The organism is Streptomyces mauvecolor (assembly GCF_039532965.1).
GTDB lineage: Bacteria > Actinomycetota > Actinomycetes > Streptomycetales > Streptomycetaceae > Streptomyces > Streptomyces violascens.
Window position 1 is genome coordinate 238,535 of record NZ_BAAASQ010000002.1, and the last position, 24,679, is coordinate 263,213.

Sequence of the window (24,679 nt, forward strand, 5' to 3'; positions counted from 1 at the left end):
GAGGCCTCAGCCGCGCGGGTAGGAGTGAGTCAGCAGTAGCTTCCCCGGGGCCGACGGGTTGGCACTCTCACAGGCGGCGTCGACGATGTACGCCTCCACGTTGGCGGGGTTCGCCTGGTCGGGCAGCACGACGAGATACACCGTGGCCCCCTCGTACGTGCCCTGCTCAGCAGCCAGAGGCGGTTGAGAGGGCCGCCCGGTCGCCGCCTGGACGCAGGAGGGGACGCTGACGGCGGAGCGTACGGTGTCGCGGGAGTTCTCGTCGCTGGGCGCGTTCTTGGTCGACGGTGCGATCTTCGCCGAGGGCGCGTTCTGGGCGGTCTGACCATGCTGGGCTGCGAGGAGCGACTGGACCCGCCCTTCGAGCATGCCCGAGGAGTAGACGGTGGCGCCGGGCACAGGCGTGCCGGAGAGAGTGTGGTCGGCGCGGGGGGACGACGGCGACTGGCTGTTCTGCACGAAGAAGATCCCCGCGCCGATGGCTGCGGCGCCGAGCACCGCGCTGAGCACGGCCGTACGGCGTCGGCGTGCCTTGGCGGCGCGGCCGGGACCGGTGGCCGCGCGGCTGTGCCCGGCGGGACGGTCGGCCGACGGGAGGTCGGCACTGGCGGAGATCGGGGTGGTGTCGCGTGCCGGCTCGGTCTCCGCAGCGACTGTTTCACGTGAAACATGCGTGGTTTCACGGGCGGGTTCGTCGGGCGCCGTGGCGTTCAGCAGGGCTTCCGCGGCGAGCGCCGCGTCGATACGTCCGGCAACCTCCGCGGGCATGCGCTGCGGCCCGGGCAGCGTGCCGAGCAGATCACGGATTTCTTCGAGGGAGGCCCGGACATCGGCGCAGAGTGCGCAGTCCTCCAAGTGCCGACGGATGTCCGTCGTGCGGGACGGAGGCAGAAGGCCCTCGGTGAGATCGGAGATCTCCGAGACGTCCGGGTGTTGTGTCGTTCCGGTCGTGGATGTCACGTGCGCCCACCTCCGCCCTTCACGGCAGCCGAATCGCTCGGTCCTGCATCGTTCGTGCCCGACGCCGGTGGGACGGATGTCCCCGGCGTCCGGTTCCTTCCCCCACCGGACTCACCGCTACCCCCCGCGTCATCGCGCAGATGAGTGAGCAGCGGCAACAGCCGTGCCCGCCCCCGAGCGCACCGGCTCTTCACCGTCCCTGTGGGGACATCGAGCATGCGAGCCGCCTCCGCCACGGGGTATCCCTGCATGTCGACGAGTACGAGTGCCGCGCGCTGGTCCGGCGGAAGGGTGCCCAGGGCCTCGATGAGCTGCCGGTGCAGATCCTGCCGTTCGGCAGGGGCCTCGGCCGACTCGTGCGGCTCGAGGAGCTGGTCCAGACGCTCGGTGTCGTCGACCGGGGACGTCTTGCGGGAGGCCGCCTTGCGGGCCCGGTCGAGGCAGGCGTTCACCGTGATGCGGTGCAGCCACGTGGTGACGGCCGACTGACCGCGGAAGGTGTGGGCGGCCCGGTAGGCGGAGACGAGGGCGTCCTGGACGGCGTCAGCGGCCTCCTCACGGTCCCCCAGCGTGCGCAGCGCCACCGCCCACAGCCGGTCGCGGTGCCGCCGCACGATCTCACCGAAGGCGTCGGGGTCGCCGGCGACGTGGCGGGATAGCAGATCCTGATCCGTGTCGTCAGACACCCAGACCCGCTCCCTTCCCCGGCACTGGAAGCCGGAACAGGGGTAGCACACCACAGCTTCACAGGCTCGCCAAGAGCCGCAGGCCGCGGTGGGCTTCCACCGCTTTGCTAGTCCGCCTTCTGGCCCTTGAGTGTGATCTCGGAAATGCCGCCCCGGAATTCCTCTGGCGTGCCGTCGTTGGGCAGTGACGTTATCCGGACGAGGAGGTACCTGGTCTTCACTGGCTTGTTGAGCGACAGCGCGAGGCTGCTGCCGACCGGCTTGAGGTCGCTCAGCCGCTTGGGGAAGTCTCCTAGAGCGCTCGGACGAGTCGCCCCCGGGGCGGCAGCCATGACCTCTACGGTCTGACCCGCGCGGTAAAACGCGATGTCCACGGCCGACACGCTCTGGGTGCTGCCGAGATCGACGATCAACCCGCTGCCGTCCTTGCGGTTGGGGAGGTTGCCGAAGTTGGGGTAGCCCTTGTACTGAGGCGTGATCCATGCGGTGCTGGGATCGCCGTCGACGGCGTTCTTGACCTGGTTCTCCTGTATCCCGGAACCGCTGGGGGAGTACTCGGTGACGTCGGCGATCCTGAGCGGAGACAGAGGCTTGCTCTGCTTGTCGTCGCCGTGGTCCGTGGTCTGGGTGTTGCCCGTCTCCGTGGAGCCGCCCTTGTCGCGGTGGAGCAGGGCATCGGCGAGCTGCCAGCTGCCGAGGCCCAGCGCGGCGATCAGGAGCGCCGAGACGGCCCACTTGAGGGCCTTGCCGGTGCGTCCCTGGAGCGCCGGGGGCGGGGGCGTCACGGGCTGGGTGACGGAGGGGCCGGGGCCCGCGGCCGGGCGGCCGTACGTCCCCTGCTGGTAGGTGGTGCGCTGGTACTCGGGCGGCGCGGTGAACGCGGGCTCCGGCGGGCGGATGCGCGGCATCTCCCCGACGGCCTTGACCAGCTCGTCCGGGGTCGTGCAGGGCGGTTCCTGGCGGGACGCGGTGGCCCCGTCGTTGACCAGGGCCCGCATCGCGAGTTCCGAGAGGCCCCGGTGCACGCCCGCCCGTACCTGGTCGGGGGCGATCAGCCCGACGCCCTTGGGCAGGCCGTGCAGACCGTAGGCATCGCTCTCGTAGGGCCACCGCTGGGTGAGGACGGCGTACAGGAGGGCGCCGATGGCCTCGGTGTCGCTTCGCTGCGGTGTGTCGGAGCTGATGCCGCGCAGCGCGGCGGCGACGGCCAGGCCGCGGATGCGGTACTGCCCCGTCGAGGTCCGCAGGACCGCGCTCGGGGTGAGCCTGAGGTGGGCGAGGCCCTCGCGGTGGGCGGCCGCCATGGCCTGGGAGACCTGCGTGACCATCTGGTAGGCGTCGTGCGCCTCCAGCGGGCCGAGCGCCAGCAGGGCGGTCAGCTCGGTGGCGTCGGGCAGCCACTCGTGCACGACGTAGACGAGGTCGTTCTCCTCCACGGCGTCCAGGACCTGCACGAAGCGGGGGTCGCCGAGCAGCGCGGAGGAGCGGGCGGCGGCCAGCACGGAGCGCGCTCGCGGGTGGTCGGCGGGCAGCAGGTGGACGCCGACGGCCCGGCGGAGTTTCTCGTCGACGGCACGCCAGCTGCTGAAACCGTCCAGACGGGTGACGCACTCCTCGAGACGGTAGCGTCTGGCCAGCTTGTGGCCGCTGTGCAGTTCGGGCGTCGCGATCGTCGGCTCGGTGGCCTTGCGCTCGCCGCCGGTGCCGTTCGTGCTCTGCTCAGCCGTGTCTGCCGTGTCGATGGACTCCGTCACCCCGTCGGTCGTCGCCTTGTCCGCCTTGGCGGTCAGCGGGTTGTCGCCGCTGTTGTCGGCCACGTCGACGGCAGCCGTGCTACGTTCCGCCACCGTCGCTCCTGCCTCCCCATCCGTTGCGTGCTGTAGGCCAGCCATGCAAAGTCATGCCAATTGTGCCCACAGTCCGGCACTATGCACGACACGCGGTGACCGACGATGGTTGTGCGCGGGCTCCGGCCTCAGCGGCCGAGCCGCCCGCGCACCATACCGACCATGGCGTTGAGCTCTTCGATGCGCATCCGCTTGGCCGCGAGGAAGAAGATGCCGAGCAGTACGGCACCGCCGGCGACCAGCGCCACGACCGATCCTCCCGCGCCCTCGCCCAGGAACCTCAGCAGGCCGAAGCCGACAGCGCCACCGGCCACCGCGGCCGGCACCGCGGCGAGGCAGAGCCGGGCGTACGTACGCAGGACGTGCGCACCGTCCAGATCGCCGCCCAGCCGGTTGCGCAGCCGCCGCCAAGCCACCCCGACGCCCACGGCGTAGGCCAGGCCGTATGCGGCGGCCATGCCCACGACCGCCCATTGGGCGGGCAGTACTACGTAGCAGACGGCCGAGGCGGCCGCGTTGACGGCGGCCACGATGACCGTGTTGTAGAAGGGCGTGCGGGTGTCCTCGTACGCGTAGAAGCCGCGCAGGACGACGTACTGCACGGAGTACGGGATCAGGCCGAGTGCGAACGCCATCAGGATGAAGCCCATGGACTGGGCGGCCTGGACGCCGCTGGACGCGTACAGCAGGGTGCACATGGGGACGCCGAGCGCGAGGAACGCGAAGGCGACCGGCACGATCGCGACCGCCGAGTTCCGCAGGCCCTGCGAGATGTCGTCGCGGACCGCGCCCGGGTCGTTGTCGTGCGCGGCACGCGAGATGCGCGGCAGCAGTGCAGCCATGACCGAGACGGTGATGATGGCCTGCGGCATGCCCCAGATCAGCTGCGCGTTGGAGTAGGCGAGGAAGCCCGCGCCGGAGCGCCCGGACTCCTTGCCCGCCGCCGTGGCGAACCGGGTGACGACGATGACGCCGGCCTGGTTGGCGAGCACGAACATCACGGTCCACTTGGCGAGCTTGACCGTCTTGCCGAGCCCGTGGCCCTTCCAGTCGAAGCGCGGCCGGAAGCGGAAGCCGGTCTCGCGGAGGTAGGGAAGCATCGCCAGGGCCTGCACGACCAGGCCGAGCAGCGTGCCGATGCCGAGCAGCCGGACACCGTCGTGCGGGATGGTCTGGACGCCCATGTGGGACTCGGCGGACGTGCCGTACACCCAGATGAACAGGCCGAACGTGCAGATCATCACGATGTTGTTGAGGACCGGGGTCCACATCATCGCGCCGAACTTGCCGCGGGCGTTGAGGATCTGGCCCATCACCACGTGCACGCCCATGAAGAAGATCGTGGGCAGGCAGTAGCGGGCGAACGTGACGGCGACGCTGTTGGCGGCCTCGTCGTTGCCGATGGTCGGCGACATCAGCTGGATCAGCAGCGGCGCCCCGATGACGGCGAGCGCGACGATGGTGCCGAGCGCCACCATGACGAGGGTGAGGAGACGGTTGGCGTAGGCCTCGCCGCCGTCCTCGTCGTCCTTCATGGAGCGCACCAGCTGGGGCACGAACACCGAGTTCAGACCGCCGCCGACGGTGAGGATGTAGATCATCGTCGGCAGGGTGAGCGCGATGGTGAAGGTGTCGCCGAGCAGAGCGGCACCCAGCGCCGCGGTGATCACCAGGCTGCGTACGAAGCCCGTGAGGCGGGACACCAGGGTGCCCGCGGCCATCACGGCGCTGGACTTCATCAGGCTGGAGGCGCGACCGGCCGGCTTCGGGGGCGGCTCGGGGGCCTGTTCCGGCGCCGAGGGAGCCGGTGGCTGGCCCGTCTGCTGCTGGTCCCGGTAGAGGTGGGCGAACGCGTCCTGCTCGGGCAGTTCCTCACCCGCCTGGGTGACCAGGTCGTCGACGCCCACGAACTGCGTGGTCCGCGCGTCGTCGCCGTACGGCAGATGGCGCGAGGGGCCCTCGGGCTCGGGCGGCGGGGTCTGCGCCCAGATCCGCGGGTCGGGCGCGTACTGCTGGGCGGCGGGCTGCTGGTAGAGCGGCGGCTGCTCGGCGTAGGTGCCCGGGGGCGGTGGCGGGTGCGCGGCGCGGTCGTAGAGCGCCTCGGCCACCGGGTCCTGGGCGGAGAGGTCCTGCGACCGGTAGGGGTCGTAGGCATAGGCGTCCTGGACGTACGGGTCGGGCGCGGACTGCGGCGGCGGGACCTGGCCCGGCTGGGCGGGTGCCGGGGGCATGCCCCCGGAGGGCGCGGCACCGCTGCCAGCGCCCTGCCCACGGTCACCGTCGTACGGCGCGTTCATGGTTACCCCACCTCATCGTCCCCGGCCGACCGGCCACGACATAGCTCAATGGTCCACTTTCTCACCCGGGCCGGGTGCGTCCCCGCTTTCCGGACCGGTGTCCGGTGTCGGGTCACTCGGCTGCCCGGGATCGGCGTCCGCCGAACCGTTCGACTGACCGGGGTCGTCGTCGCCGTCGGACTCCTCGCGAGCCATGGAACGCTTGCGGTGGGTGTACATCCTGATGCCGGCGAGCACCAGGAGCAGGACACCGCCGGCGATGACCAGCATCACCGTCGGAGTGATCTCGGAGACCTGGACGGTGAACTCCATCGGCTCACCGTACGGCGTGCCGTCCTCGGTGTAGAGCCGCGCGGTCACCGGAACGGGGCCGTTGGCGTTGGCGATGGCGGTGAACTTGACCGACTGGCTGCGGTCGCCGTCCACCTTGACCGGCTGTTCGCCGATCGCGTTGCCGTCCTCGCCCAGCTGCAGGCGGGTGGGGCTCTTCGGCTGGAGTCTCAGCACCAGGTGGTCGACGCCCTGCACCAGCTTGTTCTGCACGGTGACGGCGATGGTGGCGCTGCGCCCCGACATCGTGGCGGTCGACTTCTGGATGAGGTGGACCTGGTCGGCCAGACCGTCCAGATAGAGCTGAACCCCGGCCCGGTAGTTCTGTGCGCCGCCCGAGTCGCCGCGCCAGGACGTCGACATCTCCCGGTTGATGGCGTTGCCGAAGGGTGTGACCACCCGGTCGGGCGCGCTCAGGATGACCTTGAACCGGTCCAGGGTGCCCTGGGTGTTCTTCATGTCCTGGAAGGCGTCGAGGGGCAGTTCCTGCTGGCGCAGCGCGTCCGGGTACGCGCCCGCGCCGGGCACCTTCGTGGTGGCCAGCGGGTCGGGCTTGGCCGTGGCCGCCGCGGACAGGTCGAGGGGCTGGGTCCAGCGCTGCGGATCCAGCGCGTGCAGAGCGGCGGCCATCGTCTGCGCCTGGCTGACGGACGGCATCCGCTGGGGGGCGACGACGATGCTGCGCTGCTTGTCGGTGTCCTGGAGCGTGATCGAGAGGGTCTGCGCGAGGAACCGCTGCTCGGCCAGGGCCGAGGTGTCCGCCATGGACATATCGCCCTGGAAGGCGGTGGAGAGCCGGGCGTCGGCGACGATGGCGTTGACGCCGCCGCCGATCGGCCTGGTCGCCGTGGGCACGTACGCGAGGGTGTCCCGCAGGCTGTCGCTGCGTGCGATCACGTTGTGGGCGCCGGCCGATGTGGCCACGTCGACGATCGACGGGTCGACGGCGCCGTCCACGGGCCAGGAGTAGTCGACCGACGGGGTGACGTGCAGGATCGTGTCGATGGTCTTCTGCGCGACCTCGGTGGCGCTCTGCAGGTGCCCCAGCGAGCCCGGGACGTCCCGGCCGTGGTGGGCGAGCGAGGCCAGGTCGGGGTCGGCGAACGGCAGCGCGACGACCTTCTCGCCCTGGACCGCGGCTTCCAGGGAACTCAGCCACGCCTTGGCCACGTCCTGGCTGGTGCCGTTGACCAGGCTGTCGCCGGCCTTGACCTTGTAGTTGCGGGTCATCGCGTCGACGGTGGCCAGCAGATCGGGGTCGATCACCCAGGTGATGGGCAGCTGCTTGCCGAGCGAGACCATCTGCTCCAGCCTGCCGCCGGGACCGATGTCCCTGGCCAGGGAGTCGTCGGCGAACACCGGCGTCTGCTGGGCGTCCGAGCCGGTCTGGGCGGTGAGGTGGGACGAGGAGATCAGCGGCCACAGGAAGGTGAGCTGGCTCTTCTTGCCCTCCACGGCATCCGGCTGCCACGGCAGGAACGTGCGCTGGATGCCGAGCACCTGGTCGTACTGCTGGGTCGCTGTCTGGCCGGACAGCGAGACGCCGAGCGGGTACACCCCGTCGTCGCCCAGGCCCAGCTTGGAGACCGGTACGGAAAGCGTGAAGTCCTGGCTGACCCCCGCCTCCAGCCTGGCGAACTTGACCGTGGGGCCGTCGGCGACCTCCGCGGCATCGGTGCCCGGCGCGTAGCCGGTGCGGCCGGCCGTCTCGTCGATCCCGCTGCGTCCGGACAGCTTCGCCCCCACCCGGAGCCCCACATGGGCGCCGGTGACGGCCTGCTTGCCCTTGTTGGTCACCGTGCCGGAGATCGTCAGCGTGTCGCTCTTGACGGGAGCCTTCGGGGCCACCGAGTCGAGGGACACCTGGACGCTCTGGCCGCCCACCGCGTCCTCGGCCGCGTGCGCCGCCGTGGCGGCCGTGGCGGACAGCAGGCCCGCGAACAAAGGGGCGCCGACGAGCAGCGCCGCTGTGCGGCGCAACCACCGGCGGGCAGGAGAGGGAGTCATTCCCTGGGAATCTGCCGCCTCGGCCACGCGCTCGCCCGTCCCTCGCTGTCGTCGCTGTCGGTTGCTGCGTCCACGCATGGTAACGAGGCGGACTGTGGCGAAGTGCCGCGGACTGCTCCACATGATCGGAAGATTGCCGTACCGGCGACGGCACGTGCGTACCGGGGCCGGTCATAAACGGTGACGCCCCGGTCGGCCGGGCCACGTACCCTTTTCTGTTGTGCCGAACGCCAACGAAGACAATCCCAGTGCACTGAGCCAGGTGCAGCGCCGCGCGGTGACCGAATTGCTGCGGGTGTCCCCCGTCGCGGACGACCTCGCCATCCGATTCGAGGAGGCCGGGTTCTCGCTCGCCCTCGTGGGCGGCTCGGTCCGGGACGCGCTGCTCGGGCGGCTCGGCAACGACCTGGACTTCACGACCGATGCCCGGCCCGAGGACGTACTGAAGATCGTGCGGCCGTGGGCGGACGCGGTCTGGGAGGTCGGGATCGCCTTCGGGACGGTCGGCTGTCAGAAGGACGGCTACCAGATCGAGGTCACGACGTACCGCTCCGAGGCGTACGACCGGACGTCGCGCAAGCCCGAGGTGTCCTACGGCGACTCCATCGAGGAAGACCTCGTCCGCCGCGACTTCACCGTCAACGCGATGGCGGTGGCACTGCCTCAGAAGGAGTTCGTCGACCCGCACGGAGGTCTTGAGGACCTGGCCGCGCGGGTGCTCCGCACGCCCGGGACGCCCGAGGAGTCCTTCTCCGACGACCCGCTGCGGATGATGCGGGCCGCGCGCTTCGCCGCCCAGCTGGACTTCGAGGTGGCCCCCGAGGTCGTCACGGCCATGACGGAAATGTCGGGCCGCATCGAGATCGTGTCCGCGGAGCGCGTGCGGGACGAGCTGAACAAGCTGCTGATCTCGGCCCACCCGAAGAAGGGGCTGAGGCTCCTCGTCGACACCGGGCTCGCCGACCACGTCCTGCCGGAGCTGCCGGCCCTGCGGCTGGAGAGTGACGAACACCACCGGCACAAGGACGTCTACGAGCACTCGCTGACGGTGCTGGACCAGGCGATCGACCTGGAGCAGGACGGGCCGGACCTGGTGCTGCGGCTCGCGGCGCTGCTGCACGACATCGGCAAGCCGAGGACGCGGCGTTTCGAGTCGGACGGCAGGGTCTCCTTCCACCACCACGAGGTGGTCGGCGCGAAGATGACCAAGAAGCGGATGACCGCGCTGAAGTACTCGAACGACATGGTCAAGGACGTCTCGAAGCTCGTGGAACTGCATCTGCGCTTCCACGGCTACGGCACCGGGGAATGGACCGACTCCGCGGTGCGCCGCTACGTCCGCGACGCGGGCCCGCTCCTTGAGCGGCTGCACAAGCTGACCCGCTCGGACTGCACCACGCGCAACAAGCGCAAGGCGAGCGCGCTGTCACGGGCCTACGACGGCCTCGAAGAGCGGATCGAGGAGCTTCAGCAGCAGGAGGAGCTGGACTCGATCCGGCCCGACCTGGACGGCAACCAGATCATGGAGATCCTGGGTATCGGTCCCGGCCCGGAGATCGGTCAGGCGTACAAGCATCTGCTCGAACTGCGCCTGGAGAACGGGCCGATGGAGCACGATGCGGCGGTCGCGGCGCTGAAGGAATGGTGGGCGGCGCAGGGCTGAGGTCGTGTTTCACGTGAAACATGACCGGGGGGCGGCATGACGCGGGGGCGGTGTTTCACGTGAAACACCGCCCCCGCGTGCAGGGTGCTACTTGGTGTCGCCCAGGCAGAGCGTGAAGGAGTTGCCCCTTTCCTTCCACGTGAAGGCTGCCGTGGTTCCGGTGACGTTCTGGCAGGTCAGCTGAGGAACGCTGGCGCCGGGGCTCTTCTTGAGCACCTTGTTGGTCGCTTTGCTGTCCGTGCAGCTCACCTGCTGGATGTCGGGGCTGCTGTCGGTGCCCTTGTTGTACAGGCAGTCGCCGACGGCCAGTTGCTTGGCGTCTTCGTTGGTGTCGTGGTTGAAGTACCAGAAGCCACCTATGACGATCAGGGCGACGACGATGCCGATCGCCTTGACCGCATTCTTGGCGCCACCCCGGGTCGGGGTGCCCTGCGGGGCCATCGGAACGCCCTGATAGGGCGCGCCCTGCGGCGGGAAGCCGGGCTGTCCGGGCTGCCCGTACGGTGCGTTGGGGTTCTGGGCGTACGGGTTCTGGCCCTGGGGCGGCGTGGTCACGGAGAGGATCCCCCTATAAAGATGGCGATGTATGACGCCCGTAAGTTAGCGGGCTCCCAGGTCAACGCCGATACCGCGGCCCACTCTGTGGCCCCGATGTGACACTCACGCTCGTGGAAAACGGGTCATAAACGCTGCTACCGCTGCATAGATGAGGGACACCGTGATGACGAGGGAGGGCGAGCGGCCGTCCGGAGGGAGCATCAGAGCGGCGACCGCGGCGGCGCCGACGAACGCCATGTTGAAGAGGACGTCGTACAGGGAGAAGATCCGGCCCCGGAACGAATCGTCCACCGTGGACTGGATCACCGTGTCCGTGGTGATCTTCGCGCCCTGGGTGACGAGGCCGAGGACGAAGGCGGCGACCAGCATCGGAGTGGGGGCGAACGGCAGGCCGAGCGCCGGTTCGAGGACCGCGGCCGTGCCCGAGCACACCACGATCCACCGGTACTGGCCGAGCCGCGCCACGGCCCATGGGGTCATGACGGCCGCCGCGAAGAAACCCGCTCCGGAGATGCCCACGGCGAGCCCGAGCAGCGCGAGACCATCGGTCCCGGCGTCGTTTCCGGGCCCGTCGGCCCAGGCGTACCGGCAGAGCATCAGGAGCATCACGGTCAGCGCGCCGTAGCAGAACCGCATGAGCGTCATCGCGATGAGGACCCGGGCGGCCGGCCGGCGCCGGTTCAAGTGCCGTACGCCGTCGGCCAGTCCGCGTGCCGTGGAGCGGATCACCGCGGCGAGGCCGGGCTGGACGGCCGTGGGGTCCGGCCCCAGCAGGCCGGGCGGCAGGCGCAGGGAGGCCAGGGACGCGCAGAGATAGATGACGGCACCCAGAATGACGGTCGCGGCATCCGCGTCGATCACGAGACGCAACGCGAAGGCCAGTCCGCCCCCGGCGGTGGCGGCCAGCGTCCCCGCGGTCGGGGAGAGCGAGTTGGCCATGACGAGCCGCTCGGCGTCCACCACCCGGGGCAACGAGGCCGAGAGCCCGGCCAGGACGAAACGGTTGACGGCCGTCACGGCGAGCGCGGAGGCGTAGAAGAGCCAGTCCGGCGCGGACCCGAGGACGAGCAGCGCGGTGCAGCCGGCCAGTGCGGCCCGCAGGAGATTGCCGTACAGAAAGACCTGGCGCCGTCGCCAGCGGTCGAGCAGGACTCCCGCGAAAGGGCCGACGAGCGAGTACGGGAGGAGCAGGACGGCCATGGCGGAGGCGATCGCGCCGGGCGAGGCCTGTTTTTCGGGGGAGAAGACGACGTACGTGGCGAGGGCTACCTGGTAGACGCCGTCCGCGGCCTGGGACAGCAGTCGTACGGCCAGCAGATGCCGGAAGTGCTTCAGGCGCAGGAGCACGCGGAGATCACGTACGACGGGCATGTGAGCAAGCGTCACATACCCGAAGGGTCCCCGTGCGCACATGGCGCACAGGGACCCTTCGGCAGTCCTCAGGGGTGCGAGCTCTAGCGCTCGACCTCGCCCTTGATGAACTTCTCGACGTTGGCGAAGGCCTCGTCGTCGAAGTACTGCACCGGCGGGGACTTCATGAAGTAGCTCGATGCCGACAGGATCGGGCCGCCGATGCCGCGGTCCTTGGCGATCTTCGCGGCGCGCAGGGCGTCGATGATGACACCCGCCGAGTTCGGGGAGTCCCAGACCTCGAGCTTGTACTCCAGGTTCAGCGGAACGTCACCGAAGGCACGGCCCTCGAGGCGCACGTACGCCCACTTGCGGTCGTCCAGCCAGGCCACGTAGTCCGACGGACCGATGTGGACGTTCTTCTCGCCCATGTCGCGGTCGGGGATCTGCGAGGTGACGGCCTGCGTCTTGGAGATCTTCTTGGACTCCAGGCGGTCGCGCTCCAGCATGTTCTTGAAGTCCATGTTGCCGCCCACATTGAGCTGCATGGTGCGCTCGAGACGGACACCGCGGTCCTCGAACAGCTTGGCCATCACGCGGTGCGTGATGGTGGCGCCGACCTGCGACTTGATGTCGTCGCCGACGATCGGGACGCCCGCCTCGGTGAACTTGTCCGCCCACTCCTTGGTGCCGGCGATGAACACCGGGAGAGCGTTGACGAAGGCGACCTTGGCGTCGATGGCGCACTGCGCGTAGAACTTCGCGGCGTCCTCGGAACCGACCGGCAGGTAGCAGACCAGAACGTCGACCTGCTTGTCCTTGAGGACCTGGACGACGTCGACCGGAGCCTCGGCGGACTCCTCGATGGTCATGCGGTAGTACTTGCCGAGACCGTCCAGGGTGTGGCCGCGCTGGACCGTGACGCCCTTGTTCGGGACGTCGCAGATCTTGATGGTGTTGTTCTCGCTGGCACCGATGGCGTCCGAGAGGTCGAGACCGACCTTCTTGGCGTCGACGTCGAACGCGGCAACGAAGTCCACGTCACCGACGTGGTAGTCGCCGAACTGGACGTGCATCAGACCCGGGACCTTGGTGGCCGGGTCGGCGTCCTTGTAGTACTCGACGCCCTGCACCAGCGAGGCGGCGCAGTTGCCCACGCCGACGATGGCTACACGAACCGAACCCATTCCGGTTGCTCCCTGTTCGATCTTTTCGAAGTCCTGCATGCGCAGAGCCTTCAGTTGGCGGTGTCCTCGGACGGATCCGGCCGGGTGCTGTCCCGGTGCCGGGGCAGGCCGCCCGTCTCTCCTGATGTGTGATCCTGCTGAGCGGAGCCGGTGGCGGGGCCGGATCGCTGATCCCGTCCCGCCCGCTCGCTCTCGATGAGCTCGTTCAGCCAGCGCACTTCGCGCTCCACGGATTCCATGCCGTGGCGCTGCAGCTCGAGCGTGTAGTCGTCCAGGCGCTCGCGCGTACGGGCCAGGGATGCGCGCATCTTTTCGAGGCGCTCCTCCAGCCGGCTGCGACGACCTTCCAGCACGCGCATCCGCACCTCTCGCTCCGTCTGGCCGAAGAAGGCGAAACGGGCGGCGAAGTGCTCGTCCTCCCAGGTGTCGGGGCCGGTGTGGGAGAGCAGCTCCTCGAAGTGCTCCTTACCTTCCGCCGTCAACCGGTAGACGATCTTGGCGCGGCGCCCTGCGAGTGAAGCGGCGAGCGCGTCCTCGGGGGCGCTGCCCGGCTCCTCGATCAACCAGCCGTTGGCGACCAGCGTCTTGAGGCAGGGGTAGAGGGTCCCGTAACTGAAGGCCCGGAAGATCCCCAGCGAGGTGTTGAGCCGCTTGCGCAGCTCATAACCGTGCATCGGAGCCTCGCGGAGCAGCCCGAGTACGGCGAATTCGAGGATGCCGGAGCGCCTGCTCATCCTTCGCCTCCTCGGCCTACGGGGACCTTTATGCCGTGCTGATGTATCGACTCGATACATCAGCACGATAGAGCGGTGTCGCAGCCGCGACAAGAGGGGCCATGGTGAACGGCGTCACATCCTCAATTCATAGCCAGCAACATGCCTGATTTGGGGTGAACTTCGGCCCTAGGGCGGTTTTGAGCGTGCGTAGTCTGTGCGCCATGCAGATCACTGTGTGCCGAGTGACGTCAGGGGGCGTCGGCGTGTCCAGCGCCATCGGCACATGGGCTGTGGCGTGGCCGTGCCTTTCACGGGGTAGCCGCTCACGCCGGGGGGACAGGAACTCAGCTGCCGTTTCCAGGCGCTCTCGCCTGCCCGAGGAGTAGTCGTTCGATGAGCGAGCACCGTCGCAAACCGCCGCAGCCCCAGGGCGGTGGACGTGCCGCGGCCCGGCGCGCCGCGCAACAGCCCTCCGGTCGCAGGGCGGCCCGGCCGGCCGGGCCCCCGGACGCTGCGGCCCACTCACCGGCCGGGTCGTACAGATCGCCGTCGGACCCGCAGGCGGAGTCCGGCCACGGCGGCCGGGCCGAGGCCCGCCGGGCCCAGCGCGGAGGCGGCCGCAGGCGCGGCCCCGACGGCGCGGGGCCTCCGGGCGGACCGGGGCGCCGGGCGGGCAGGGGCGGTGCGGCCGGCGGCCGGCCGCCCAAGAAGCGGTTCATCGACTACCCGCGCTACGGCAAGCAGGGCTGGCGGCGCTGGGTGCCGTCCTGGAAGCTCGTCAGCGCCTGCTGCCTGGGCTGTTTCGGCCTGCTGGTCGCCTTCATCGGTGCGGCGTACTACATGGTGGCCGTCCCGGACGTGGCCCGGGCGGCGCAGGCCCAGAACAACGTCTACTACTGGGCCGACGGCTCGCAGATGGTCGCCACCGGCGGCGAGGTCAACCGCCAGATCATCCCGTACGAGCAGATCCCGGCGGCGATGCGGTACGCCGTCATCTCGGCCGAGAACAAGACGTTCGAGACCGACAGCGGCGTCGACCCCCAGGGCATCGCCCGCGCCCTCCTGAACATGGCCAAGGGCGGCCAGACCCAGGGCGGCTCGACCATCACGCAGCAATACGTGAAAAACGCCCGCCTCGACGACCAGTCGCAGACGATCACCCGTAAGTTCAAAGAGCTCTTCATCTCCATCAAGGTCGGCGCGACCAAGCAGAAGAGCGAAATCATGGCCGGGTACCTGAACACCGCGTACTACGGCCGCGGCGCATACGGGCTGCAGGCCGCGGCCCGCACGTATTACAGCAAGGACGCCAAGGACCTCGACCCGAGCCAGTGCGCCTTCCTCGCCTCCCTCCTCAAGGGCGCGACCTACTTCGACCCGGCCGGCGCACCGGAGATCGACCCGGCGGCCACCGCCGAGCAGAACACGAAGAACGCCACGGAGCGCTGGGGCTGGATCCTCGACCAAGAGGTCAAGGACAAGCACATGGACGCGGCCGAGCGCGCGAAGTACAAGATCTTCCCGATGCCCGACAAGCCGAAGAAGAACGCGAATCTGGGCGGCCAGATCGGCTACCTCGTGTCTCTCGCCCAGGCGTCCGCGAAGAACAACAACCCGGACATCGACTTGGCCAAGGGCGGCTACCAGATCTACACGACCTTCGACAAGAAGAAGGTCCAGGAGATGGAGAGCGTGGTCAAGAAGGTCCGGGACAAGAACATCGACCCGAAGAAGCGACCCAAGTACGACACGTTCGTCCAGTTCGGCGCCGCTTCGGTGGATGTGAAGACCGGGGCCATCGTGGCCATCTACGGCGGTGACGACGCCACCAAGCACTTCACCAACAACGCCGACGAAACCGGTGCCCAGGTCGGCTCGACCTTCAAGCCGTTCGTCCTCGCGGCCGGGATGGAGTACGGAAAGCGCGACCCGAGCAAGCCGGCGTCGCAGAGCGACTCGTCCCGGACGCCCGTCTCGCCGGACAGCATCTACAGCGGCAAGAACAAGCTGAAGATCAAGAACTACGACGGGACCGTCTGGAAGGACCAGAACGGCGGCGAGTGGCTCCAGACCAATGATGGTGATGAGTCCTACAACCCGCCGAGCTACGCCATCGACCTCCGCTACGCCATGCAGGAGTCGGTGAACACTCCCTACGTCCAGCTCGGCATGGACGTCGGCACCGACAAGGTGAAGCAGGCCGCCATGGCCGCGGGCCTGCGCGACAGCAAGACCAGCATGGCCTCCTCCAGCGTGCCCTCGTTCTCCATCGGTACGTCGTCGCCCAGCGCGATCCGGATGGCCGGTGCGTACGCCACCTTCGCCGCCAGCGGCACTCAGCGCGACCCGTTCTCCGTGACGTCGGTGAAGAAGGACGGCAACACGATCTACAAGCACGAGGACCAGGCCAAGAGCGCCTTCCCCGCTGCTGTGGCCAACAACGTCACGGACGTCCTGAAGGGCGTGGTCGACAAGGGCACCGGCACGAACGCCAAGCTCAGCGGGCGTCAGGTGGCCGGCAAGACGGGCACCACCGACGGCAACCGGTCGGCGTGGTTCGTCGGCTATACCCCGCAGTACTCGACCGCCGTCGGCATGTACCGCCTCGACGACAACGAGACCAGTAAAAAGCGCGAGTTCCTGAAGATGTTCGGGACGGGCGGCCAGGAGAAGATCCACGGCGCGTCGTTCCCGTCGACCATCTGGCACGACTACATGGAGCAGGCGCTCGGCGACTCTCCCTCCGAGTCCTTCCCGGCTCCCGAGAAGATCGGCGACAAGGTCTACGGCGGCGGCATGTCGCCCGCCCCCAGTGCCCCCCCGTCGTCGAGCGCCTCGCCCTCTCAGTCCCCGTCCGGTAAGCCCTCCAGCACTCCATCGATGTCCCCGTCCCCCACTCCCAGCAGTTCCTGCAGCAAGTGGGACTGGACCTGCAACGACACGGGTGGTACCAATCAGGGCCCGACGACAGGTGGAGCAGACGGCGGGATGAGTCCCAGCCCGACGCCCAGCAGGTCGAAACCCGGAGGCGGTCCCGGCGGCTGGATCGCAGGGCCCAACGGCTAAACGTGCCGACTGAGGACGAGGGGTGGTGTTTCACGTGAAACACCACCCCTCGTTTCACGTGAAACAGCGTCTTCGTTTCACGTGAAACACGACCGCTCCCCGTATCCACAGCGGTGTACGGCAGGATGTCGGGCATGACGAGCGAGACGAGCCCCCGTGTGTACGAGGACCGGCGCGGAGACTCCGCGGAACCCGTCGTGCGCCCCACGGAACAGGACGAGGTCGCCGCGGCCGGCAGCCAGCTGATCGGCGGCCCGCTCGGCCGCTGGGCCAGGCCCGGCTACCACTGGCTCACTCCGATCAGAGTCGTGGTGCTCGTCGCGATCGGGATGTTCGCCCTGGGCATGGCCCAGAAGCTGCCGTGCTACGACTGGGCCTGGTTCCGCGGCGCCAATTCGCAGTACACGCACGCCTGCTACTCCGACATCCCGCACCTGTACTCGCTCCGAGGCTTCGCCGACAACCTGGTGCCGTACTTCGACCGCCTCAACGGCGACATGAACTACCTCGAGTACCCGGTGCTGACCGGACTGTTCATGGAGGCCGCCTCCTGGCTGACGCCGGGCAGCGGCGACATGCAGCACCGCGAGCAGATGTACTGGATGGTCAACGCGGGGATGCTGATGGCCTGCACGGCCGTCATCGCCGTCTGCGTCACACGCACGCACCGCCGCCGCCCCTGGGACGCCCTCCTGGTCGCGCTGGCCCCCGCCTTCGCCCTCACGGCCACCATCAACTGGGACCTGTTCGCCGTCGCGCTGACCGCTGCCGCCATGCTGATGTGGTCGCGCGGCCGGACGCTCGCCTTCGGCATCCTGATCGGCCTGGCGACGGCCGCGAAGCTCTACCCCGTACTGATCCTCGGGCCGCTGCTCGTGCTGTGCTGGCGGGCCGGGAAATGGCGGGAATTCGGGGCTGCGATGCTGGGCGCGGCCGGATCCTGGCTGATCGTGAACCTGCCGGTGATGATGCTCGCCCCCGAGGGGTGGAAGAAGTTCTACACCTTCAGCCAGGAGCGGTCCGTCGACTTCGGTTCGTTCTGGCTGATCATTTCGCAGCGTACGGGCAAGGGCCTGGACACCGACATGGTGAACACCCTTGCCGCGCTCCTCATGGTCCTCGCCTGCGCGGGAATCGCGGTGCTCACGCTCACCGCGCCGCGCCGCCCGCGGTTCGCGCAGCTCGCCTTCCTGGTCGTCGCCGCGTTCGTCATCACCAACAAGGTCTACTCGCCGCAGTACGTCCTGTGGCTGATCCCGCTGGCCGCGCTCGCCCGGCCGCGCTGGCGGGACTTCCTGATCTGGCAGGCCGGCGAGGTCGTCTACTTCCTGGGGATCTGGCTGTATCTCGCCTACACGATGAGCGGCGAAAAGCACCAGGGGCTGCCGCCCGAGGGTTATCAACTGGCCATCGCCGCACATCTGTTGACCACGCTGTACCTGTGCGTCGTCGTGGTGCGCGACATCCTGATGCCGGAGCGGGACGTCGTACGGAGGGACGGCTCGGACGACCCGTCGGGCGGGGTCCTGGACCGGGCCGAGGACGTGTTCGTGCTGGGACAGGCGGCGCATCCCCCGCGGCACGCGGCGACGCTCGAAGAGGGACCGCGGGTCGAGTGGGGCACGAGAACCCCCGCGTCCTGAAAGCTCGTGGAAAAGGCTCGGGCCCCTGGTCGACGGCGGCTGTCGTCGGCCGGGGGCCCGATGTCTTGAGCGCCCTGCGGGCGGTCCTGCCTAGCGCTCGACCAGGCGGTCGAACTGCGTGGTGGTGTGGCGCAGGTGGGCCACCAACTCGTCGCCCACGTGCGGCTCCTGAGAATCGGACGGCACGAAGAGGATCGACACCTGCATGTGCGGCGGCTCCGCGAACCAGCGCTGCTTGCCCGCCCAGACGAACGGGGACAGGTTGCGGTTGACGGTGGCGAGCCCCGCGCGGGCGACGCCCTTGGCCCGCGGCATCACGCCGTGCAGAGCCTTGGGGGCCTCCAGGCCCACACCGTGCGAGGTACCGCCGGCGACCACGACCAGCCAGCCGTCGGAGGCGACCTTCTGCTGGCGGTAGCCGAACCGGTCGCCCTTGGCGACCCGGGTGACGTCGAGGACCGAGCCGCGGTACTCGGTCGCCTCGTGGTCGCCGAGCCACAGCCGCGTACCGATGCGGGCCCGGAAGCGGGTCTGCGGGAACTGCTGCTGCAGCCGGGCCTGCTCTTCGGCGCGCAGATGGCTGACGAACATGGTGTGCAGTGGAAGACGGGCCGCACGCAGCCGGTCCATCCACGCGATGACCTCCTCGACGGCGTCCGAGCCGTCGGTGCGGTCCAGCGGAAGGTGCAGCGCAAAACCTTCGAGCCGTACGTCCTCGATGGCGGAGCGGAGCATGCCGAGCTCCTCCTCCTTCACGCCGTGCCGCTTCATCGAGCTCATGCACTCGATGACCACGCGGGCGCCCACCAGGGCGTGCACACCGTCCACCGAGGAGACCGAGCGGATGACGCGGTCGGGCAGCGGCACCGGCTCCTCGCCGCGCCGGAACGGTGTCAGGACGAGCAGATCGCCGCTGAACCAGTCCTTGATGCTGGCTGCTTCGTAGGTGGTGCCGACCGCCAGGATGTCCGAGCCGAAGCGGGACACCTCGTCCGCGAGCCGCTCGTGGCCGAAGCCGTAGCCGTTGCCCTTGCAGACCGGGACGATGCCCGGGAACTGGTCGATCACGGACTTCTGGTGCGCCCGCCAGCGAGCGGAGTCGACATAGAGGGTGAGCGCCATGGCCGTCCGGACCTTTCTGATGGCTGCGATGTGTCGGAGTTACGAAGAACGAGGTTACGCAACCGGTCAGCGGCGCGACATATACATGTCCAGCGCCTTGTGGAGCAGCTTGTTGAGCGGGAAGTCCCACTCGCCGAGGTACTCGGCCGCCTCACCGCCGGTGCCCACCTTGAACTGGATGAGGCCGAAGAGGTGGTCGGTCTCGTCGAGGGAGTCGGAGATGCCGCGCAGGTCGTAGACCGTCGCGCCCATCGCGTAGGCGTCGCGGAGCATCCTCCACTGCATCGCGTTGGAGGGCCGCACCTCGCGGCCGATGTTGTCGGAGGCGCCGTAGGAGTACCAGACGTGGCCACCGACGACGAGCATCGTCGCGGCCGAGAGGTTCACTCCGTTGTGGCGCGCGAAGTAGAGCCGCATCCGGTTGGGGTCCTCGGAGTTGAGGACCGTCCACATGCGCTGGAAGTACGACAGGGGACGCGGCCGGAAGTGGTCGCGCACCGCGGTGATCTCGTACAGGCGCTGCCACTCGGCGAGGTCCTCGTAGCCGCCCTGGACGACCTCGACGCCGGCCTTCTCGGCCTTCTTGATGTTGCGGCGCCACAGCTGGTTGAAGCCCTTGAGGACGTCGTCGAGCGAGCGGTTGGCCAGCGGAACCTGGAAGACGTAGCGCGGCTGGACGTCGCCGAACCCGGCGCCGCCGTCCTCGCCCTGCTGCCAGCCCATCTTCCGCAGCCGGTCGGCGACTTCGAAGGCACGCGGCTCGATGTGGGTGGCCTCGACATCGCGCAGGCGCTTCACATCGGGGTCCTGGATGCCCGACTTGATGGCCGTCGAGTCCCAGCGGCGGATGACGACCGGCGGGCCCATCTTCACCGAGAACGCGCCCTGCTGCTTGAGGTGCGCGAGCATCGGCTTCAGCCACTCGTCCAGGTTGGGCGCGTACCAGTTGATGACCGGGCCCTCGGGCAGGTACGCCAAGTAGCGCTTGACCTTGGGGAGCTGGCGGTAGAGGACCAGACCGGCGCCTACGAGCTCGCCGCTCTTGTCGAACCAGCCGAGGCTCTCCGAACGCCATTCCGTCTTGACGTCAGCCCACGCCGGGACCTGGCAGTGGCTCGCCGCGGGCAGGCTCTGGATGTACGCCAGATGCTGCTCACGGCTGATGGTCCTCAGGGTCAGGCTCATGCGGGGCGCTCCTCGGCAGGTGTGTCCCCATGGGTACAGGGGCTCCGGCTCTCGTGCCGAAGCCTACTGGGCCACAGGAGCGCCCCGGATGGCCGTACGGCGATGGGCTGTACGGCCATCCGTTGGTGGCGGGTGTCGCGGGTCGGTCAGCCGCCGACGACACCGCCGAAGAGGCCGCCGTGGGCCATGCCGAGGAAGAAGCCGACAGCGGATGCGCCGAGGCCGAGGATCAACAGGAATCGTTCGCGCGTCGTCGCCGAGATGAACTGGCCGTACGCGCCCGTGAGGATGCCGACGAGGCCGGCCCACGAGCTGACCAGGTGGAGGTTGTAGAACCAGGCCGTGGTGAAGGCCAGCACGCCCAGGACGACCGTGACGGCCGCGAACGTGTCCTGGAGCGGATGGGGCTTGCCGTCGGTGGCGAAGAGGGAGACGGCGTTCGGTCGCACTGCTTGTGCCATGGGGCACCTCCTGGCGGAAGGCGGCGAAGGGTGACGCCGCACACACCCGATGTGTACAGATTGCGTCCCCTGCCCACTGGATTTCAACCGGAAGCGGGTCAACAGGTACTCTGGACGGTCTGCACCGGTGTCAGCCGTGCCCGCACGCCGTCCCGCTCCTCTCGGAGAGGGATTGTCAGTGGGGGCCGATACCGTTGCTTACGCATCACGACCCTCCTGCCACGGAACGACCGTGGCCGCTGAGTCCAAAGGAGGTGGGTTCCACATGCGTCACTACGAGGTGATGGTCATCCTCGACCCCGATCTGGAGGAGCGCGCTGTCTCTCCCCTGATCGAGAACTTCCTCTCCGTCGTCCGCGAGGGCAACGGAAAGGTTGAGAAGGTCGACACCTGGGGCCGTCGTCGTCTCGCCTACGAGATCAAGAAGAAGCCCGAGGGCATCTACACGGTCATCGACCTTCAGGCCGAGCCTGCGGTCGTCAAGGAGCTCGACCGTCAGATGAACCTGAACGAGTCGGTCCTCCGGACCAAGGTCCTCCGTCCCGAGACCCACTGAGCTTCCGCTCAGAGGTAATCGGGTCCGAGTAGCAACACAGCAGCCAGCAGCAATCCCCGCCGAGAGGTTCATCCATGGCAGGCGAGACCGTCATCACGGTCGTCGGCAATCTCGTCGACGACCCCGAGCTGCGCTTCACCCCCTCGGGTGCGGCCGTCGCGAAGTTCCGTGTCGCGTCGACTCCCCGCACCTTCGACCGTCAGACCAATGAGTGGAAGGACGGCGAAGGCCTGTTCCTGACCTGCTCGGTCTGGCGTCAGGCGGCGGAGAACGTCGCCGAGTCGCTCCAGCGAGGCATGCGCGTCGTCGTGCAGGGCCGGCTGAAGCAGCGGTCCTACGAGGACCGCGAGGGCATCAAGCGCACGGTCTACGAGCTGGACGTCGAGGAAGTCGGCCCCAGCCTCAAGAACGCCACGGCCAAGGTCACCAAGACCACCGGTCGCGGTGGCCAGGGTGGGTACGGCGGCGGCGGTCAGCAGCAGGGCGGCGGCAACTGGGGCGGAGCCCCCAGCGGTGGCCAGCAGGGCGGCGGCGGTGCTCCCGCCGACGACCCCTGGGCCTCCAGCGCGCCGACCGGCGGCGGACAGCCGCAGGGTGGCAGCGGCGGCGGTGGCGGCTGGGGCGGAAGCTCCGGCGGCGGCTACTCGGACGAGCCGCCCTTCTAGGGCAGCTCGTAACTCCCACTTCTTGATCACACAGGAGAAACACCATGGCGAAGCCGCCTGTGCGCAAGCCTAAGAAGAAGGTCTGCGCGTTCTGCAAGGACAAGACCGCTTACGTGGACTACAAGGACACGAACATGCTGCGGAAGTTCATTTCCGACCGCGGCAAGATCCGTGCCCGTCGCGTGACCGGCAACTGCACGCAGCACCAGCGTGACGTCGCCACGGCCGTCAAGAACAGCCGTGAGATGGCGCTGCTGCCCTACACGTCCACCGCGCGATAAGGGAAGGGTGACCGAAAAATGAAGATCATCCTCACCCACGAGGTCTCTGGCCTCGGCACTGCCGGCGACGTCGTTGACGTCAAGGACGGCTACGCTCGCAACTACCTGGTCCCGCGTGGTTTCGCGATCCGCTGGACCAAGGGTGGCGAGAAGGATGTCGCGCAGATCCGTCGTGCGCGCAAGATCCACGAGATCGCGACCATCGAGCAGGCCAACGAGGTCAAGGCCCAGCTCGAGGGCGTGAAGGTGCGTCTGGCTGTTCGCTCCGGCGACGCCGGCCGTCTCTTCGGCTCCGTCACCCAGGCCGACGTCGCTGCGGCGATCAAGGCTGCCGGTGGCCCGGACGTGGACAAGCGCCGCGTCGAGCTCGGTGCGCCGATCAAGACCCTGGGTGCCCACCAGGTGTCCGTGCGTCTGCACGCCGACGTTGTCGCGAAGCTTGGCGTCGAGGTCATCGCCGCCTAAGCACTGCACAGCAGAAAGGGCCGTACCCCTCGGGGTGCGGCCCTTTCCGCTGTGTTTCACGTGAAACACAGCGAGCTGGCGAGAGCTGAGGACTCGTTTCACGTGAAACGTCGTGCTGGACGTTTCACGGGAGCGGCGCAGACGCTCAGCGCGTCGCGCCGGTGACCAGCCAGCGTCCGGAGCGGGCACGCCAGCCGAGGGTCAGCATGCGGACCGTCATCATCAGGGCCATGGCCCACCAGAGCGTGGTCAGCCCGCCGCCCAGGACCGGCACCAGCAGGGCGACCGGGGCGAAGACGACCAGGGTCACCAGCATGGCCCGGGCCAGATAGGGGCCGTCACCCGCACCCATGAGTACGCCGTCGAGGACGAAGACGACGCCGGCGACCGGCTGGATGAGGGCAACCACGAGCAGAGCCGGCAGCAGGGTGTCCTGGACGGTCCCGTCACTGGTGAAGAGCGGGATGAAGAGCGGGCGGGCTGCCACCACGAGCACGCCGAGCACCACTCCGAAGGCGACGCCCCACTCCACCATGCGTCGGCAGGCCTGCTTGGCGCCCTTGGCGTCGCCGGCGCCCAGATAGCGACCGATGATCGCCTGCCCCGCGATGGCGATCGCGTCGAGGGCGAAGGCCATCAGATTCCACAGGGACAGGATGATCTGGTGGGCGGCGATGTCGACGTCGCCCAGGCGAGCGGCGACAGCGGTGGCGATCATCAGGACGGCACGCAGCGAGAGCGTCCGGACCAGGAGCGGTACGCCGGCCTGGGCGCTGTTCCTGATGCCGGAGATATCCGGCCGGAGAGAGGCGCCGTGGCGTCGGGCCCCGCGCACCACCACGGTGAGATAGACGGCCGCCATACCGAACTGGGCTATGACGGTGCCCCACGCCGACCCGGCGATGCCGAGCCCCGCACCGTACACAAGGCCCAGGTTCAGCACGCCATTGGCCGCGAAGCCGCCCATGGCCACGTACAGGGGCGTCCTGGTGTTCTGGAGGCCGCGCAGTACACCGGTCGAGGCGAGCACGACGAGCATCGCAGGGATGCCGAGGGCGGAGACGCGGAGATAGGTCGTGGCGTACGGGGCGGCGGTGTCCGAGGCGCCGAGGAGGCCGACCAGCCAGGGGGCGGTGGGCAGTACGGCGGCGACGACCGCGGCGCCCAGGAGCAGCGCGAGCCAGATGCCGTCCATGCCCTGGCGGATAGCGGCCCGCAGATCGTCGGCGCCGACCCTGCGGGAGACGGCTGCGGTGGCGGCGTACGCGAGGAAGACGAAGATGCTCACGGCTGTGGTGAGCAAGGGGGAGGCAATACCCAAACCGGCCAGTTGCGGGGTGCCGAGGTGGCCCACGATCGCGCTGTCGGCCATCAAGAAGAGCGGCTCGGCGACGAGGGCTCCGAAGGCGGGAACGGCGAGGGCCACGATCTCGCGATCGTGGCGGCGCCGGGAGCTGCGCCGGTCGCTCTCCGGTATCGCGGGGGCCTGTTTCATGGGGTCAATCTAATCTTCCACAGGTAATGGACGCAATGCATCTGTGATCCTTACCTCGGAGGTGCAGCCCGCTTCGTGTGGGCGCCGTTGGCCGAGATCTTGAGCCAGTCGGGAAAGTTTTTCTCCCCCACAGCCGGTG

20 protein-coding genes are annotated in these 24,679 nt (G+C 68.8%); 7 read left to right on the forward strand and 13 right to left on the reverse strand.

Annotation, left to right across the window (positions count from 1 at the left end; all coding sequences use genetic code 11):
* Nucleotides 1-6 precede the first annotated feature (6 nt).
* The 5 genes from ABD346_RS01830 to ABD346_RS01850 form a co-directional block, all read right to left on the reverse strand.
* Entirely contained in the window at nucleotides 7-960 is a 954-nt protein-coding gene (locus tag ABD346_RS01830; RefSeq protein ID WP_344370903.1) for an anti-sigma factor, read from the reverse strand.
* A complete protein-coding gene (gene sigM, locus ABD346_RS01835) occupies nucleotides 957-1,646 on the reverse strand; it encodes an RNA polymerase sigma factor SigM (protein WP_344370904.1) in 690 nt (229 codons plus the stop codon). Before sigM ends, ABD346_RS01830 begins: the two co-directional genes overlap by 4 nt.
* Nucleotides 1,647-1,753: 107 nt before the next feature.
* The gene (locus ABD346_RS01840; RefSeq protein WP_344370907.1) at nucleotides 1,754-3,493 is read right to left on the reverse strand and encodes a protein kinase family protein; all 1,740 of its coding nucleotides are present in this window, start codon (nucleotides 3,491-3,493) and stop codon (nucleotides 1,754-1,756) included.
* A 128-nt stretch (nucleotides 3,494-3,621) separates the two neighbouring features.
* Complete coding sequence (murJ, locus tag ABD346_RS01845) at nucleotides 3,622-5,790, reverse strand: murein biosynthesis integral membrane protein MurJ (protein WP_344370908.1); 2,169 nt, start codon at nucleotides 5,788-5,790, stop codon at nucleotides 3,622-3,624.
* Between the two features lie 45 nt (nucleotides 5,791-5,835).
* The gene (locus ABD346_RS01850) at nucleotides 5,836-8,154 is read right to left on the reverse strand and encodes a DUF6049 family protein (protein ID WP_344370910.1); all 2,319 of its coding nucleotides are present in this window, start codon (nucleotides 8,152-8,154) and stop codon (nucleotides 5,836-5,838) included.
* A gap of 193 nt (nucleotides 8,155-8,347) precedes the next feature.
* Here ABD346_RS01850 and ABD346_RS01855 point away from each other — a divergent pair, with 193 nt between their 5' ends.
* The gene (locus ABD346_RS01855; protein ID WP_344370913.1) at nucleotides 8,348-9,790 is read left to right on the forward strand and encodes a CCA tRNA nucleotidyltransferase; all 1,443 of its coding nucleotides are present in this window, start codon (nucleotides 8,348-8,350) and stop codon (nucleotides 9,788-9,790) included.
* An 87-nt stretch (nucleotides 9,791-9,877) separates the two neighbouring features.
* Here the strand turns inward: ABD346_RS01855 and ABD346_RS01860 are convergent, their stop codons facing one another.
* The 4 genes from ABD346_RS01860 to ABD346_RS01875 form a co-directional block, all read right to left on the reverse strand.
* Nucleotides 9,878-10,345, reverse strand: a complete 468-nt coding sequence (locus ABD346_RS01860) for an LppU/SCO3897 family protein (protein ID WP_344370915.1) — start codon at nucleotides 10,343-10,345, stop codon at nucleotides 9,878-9,880.
* A 105-nt stretch (nucleotides 10,346-10,450) separates the two neighbouring features.
* On the reverse strand, nucleotides 10,451-11,719 hold the full coding sequence (locus ABD346_RS01865; protein WP_344370917.1) for an MFS transporter: 1,269 nt from the start codon (nucleotides 11,717-11,719) through the stop codon (nucleotides 10,451-10,453).
* An 83-nt stretch (nucleotides 11,720-11,802) separates the two neighbouring features.
* Complete coding sequence (locus ABD346_RS01870; RefSeq protein ID WP_189969900.1) at nucleotides 11,803-12,885, reverse strand: inositol-3-phosphate synthase; 1,083 nt, start codon at nucleotides 12,883-12,885, stop codon at nucleotides 11,803-11,805.
* Between the two features lie 50 nt (nucleotides 12,886-12,935).
* Nucleotides 12,936-13,619, reverse strand: coding sequence for a PadR family transcriptional regulator (locus tag ABD346_RS01875; protein WP_161245733.1), 684 nt, complete (start codon nucleotides 13,617-13,619; stop codon nucleotides 12,936-12,938).
* Nucleotides 13,620-13,994: 375 nt separating this feature from the next.
* Here ABD346_RS01875 and ABD346_RS01880 point away from each other — a divergent pair, with 375 nt between their 5' ends.
* Nucleotides 13,995-16,667: a transglycosylase domain-containing protein gene (locus ABD346_RS01880; protein WP_344370923.1), complete on the forward strand. Its 2,673-nt coding sequence runs from the start codon at nucleotides 13,995-13,997 to the stop codon at nucleotides 16,665-16,667.
* Nucleotides 16,668-16,801: 134 nt separating this feature from the next.
* Nucleotides 16,802-18,310, forward strand: a complete 1,509-nt coding sequence (locus ABD346_RS01885; RefSeq protein WP_344370925.1) for a glycosyltransferase family 87 protein — start codon at nucleotides 16,802-16,804, stop codon at nucleotides 18,308-18,310.
* Nucleotides 18,311-18,400: 90 nt separating this feature from the next.
* Here ABD346_RS01885 and ABD346_RS01890 read toward each other — a convergent pair whose 3' ends face one another.
* From ABD346_RS01890 to ABD346_RS01900, 3 genes are all read right to left on the reverse strand, one after another.
* Complete coding sequence (locus tag ABD346_RS01890; RefSeq protein ID WP_189969906.1) at nucleotides 18,401-19,432, reverse strand: alanine racemase; 1,032 nt, start codon at nucleotides 19,430-19,432, stop codon at nucleotides 18,401-18,403.
* Between the two features lie 66 nt (nucleotides 19,433-19,498).
* Nucleotides 19,499-20,617, reverse strand: a complete 1,119-nt coding sequence (locus ABD346_RS01895; RefSeq protein ID WP_189969909.1) for a lipid II:glycine glycyltransferase FemX — start codon at nucleotides 20,615-20,617, stop codon at nucleotides 19,499-19,501.
* A gap of 146 nt (nucleotides 20,618-20,763) precedes the next feature.
* Nucleotides 20,764-21,078, reverse strand: coding sequence for a hypothetical protein (locus ABD346_RS01900; RefSeq protein WP_189969911.1), 315 nt, complete (start codon nucleotides 21,076-21,078; stop codon nucleotides 20,764-20,766).
* Nucleotides 21,079-21,343: 265 nt separating this feature from the next.
* Here ABD346_RS01900 and rpsF point away from each other — a divergent pair, with 265 nt between their 5' ends.
* The 4 genes from rpsF to rplI all read left to right on the forward strand — a co-directional run bounded on the left by rpsF (nucleotide 21,344) and on the right by rplI (nucleotide 23,045).
* Nucleotides 21,344-21,634 (forward strand): 30S ribosomal protein S6, encoded by a 291-nt coding sequence (gene rpsF, locus ABD346_RS01905; RefSeq protein WP_053724701.1) that lies wholly within the window; start codon nucleotides 21,344-21,346, stop codon nucleotides 21,632-21,634.
* A 74-nt stretch (nucleotides 21,635-21,708) separates the two neighbouring features.
* The gene (locus ABD346_RS01910; RefSeq protein WP_189969913.1) at nucleotides 21,709-22,299 is read left to right on the forward strand and encodes a single-stranded DNA-binding protein; all 591 of its coding nucleotides are present in this window, start codon (nucleotides 21,709-21,711) and stop codon (nucleotides 22,297-22,299) included.
* Nucleotides 22,300-22,343: 44 nt separating this feature from the next.
* On the forward strand, nucleotides 22,344-22,580 hold the full coding sequence (gene rpsR, locus ABD346_RS01915; RefSeq protein WP_005315025.1) for a 30S ribosomal protein S18: 237 nt from the start codon (nucleotides 22,344-22,346) through the stop codon (nucleotides 22,578-22,580).
* Nucleotides 22,581-22,598: 18 nt separating this feature from the next.
* Nucleotides 22,599-23,045 (forward strand): 50S ribosomal protein L9, encoded by a 447-nt coding sequence (gene rplI / locus ABD346_RS01920; RefSeq protein ID WP_114038679.1) that lies wholly within the window; start codon nucleotides 22,599-22,601, stop codon nucleotides 23,043-23,045.
* Between the two features lie 145 nt (nucleotides 23,046-23,190).
* Here rplI and ABD346_RS01925 read toward each other — a convergent pair whose 3' ends face one another.
* The gene (locus ABD346_RS01925) at nucleotides 23,191-24,540 is read right to left on the reverse strand and encodes an MATE family efflux transporter (RefSeq protein ID WP_344370930.1); all 1,350 of its coding nucleotides are present in this window, start codon (nucleotides 24,538-24,540) and stop codon (nucleotides 23,191-23,193) included.
* Between the last annotated feature and the right edge of the window lie 139 nt (nucleotides 24,541-24,679).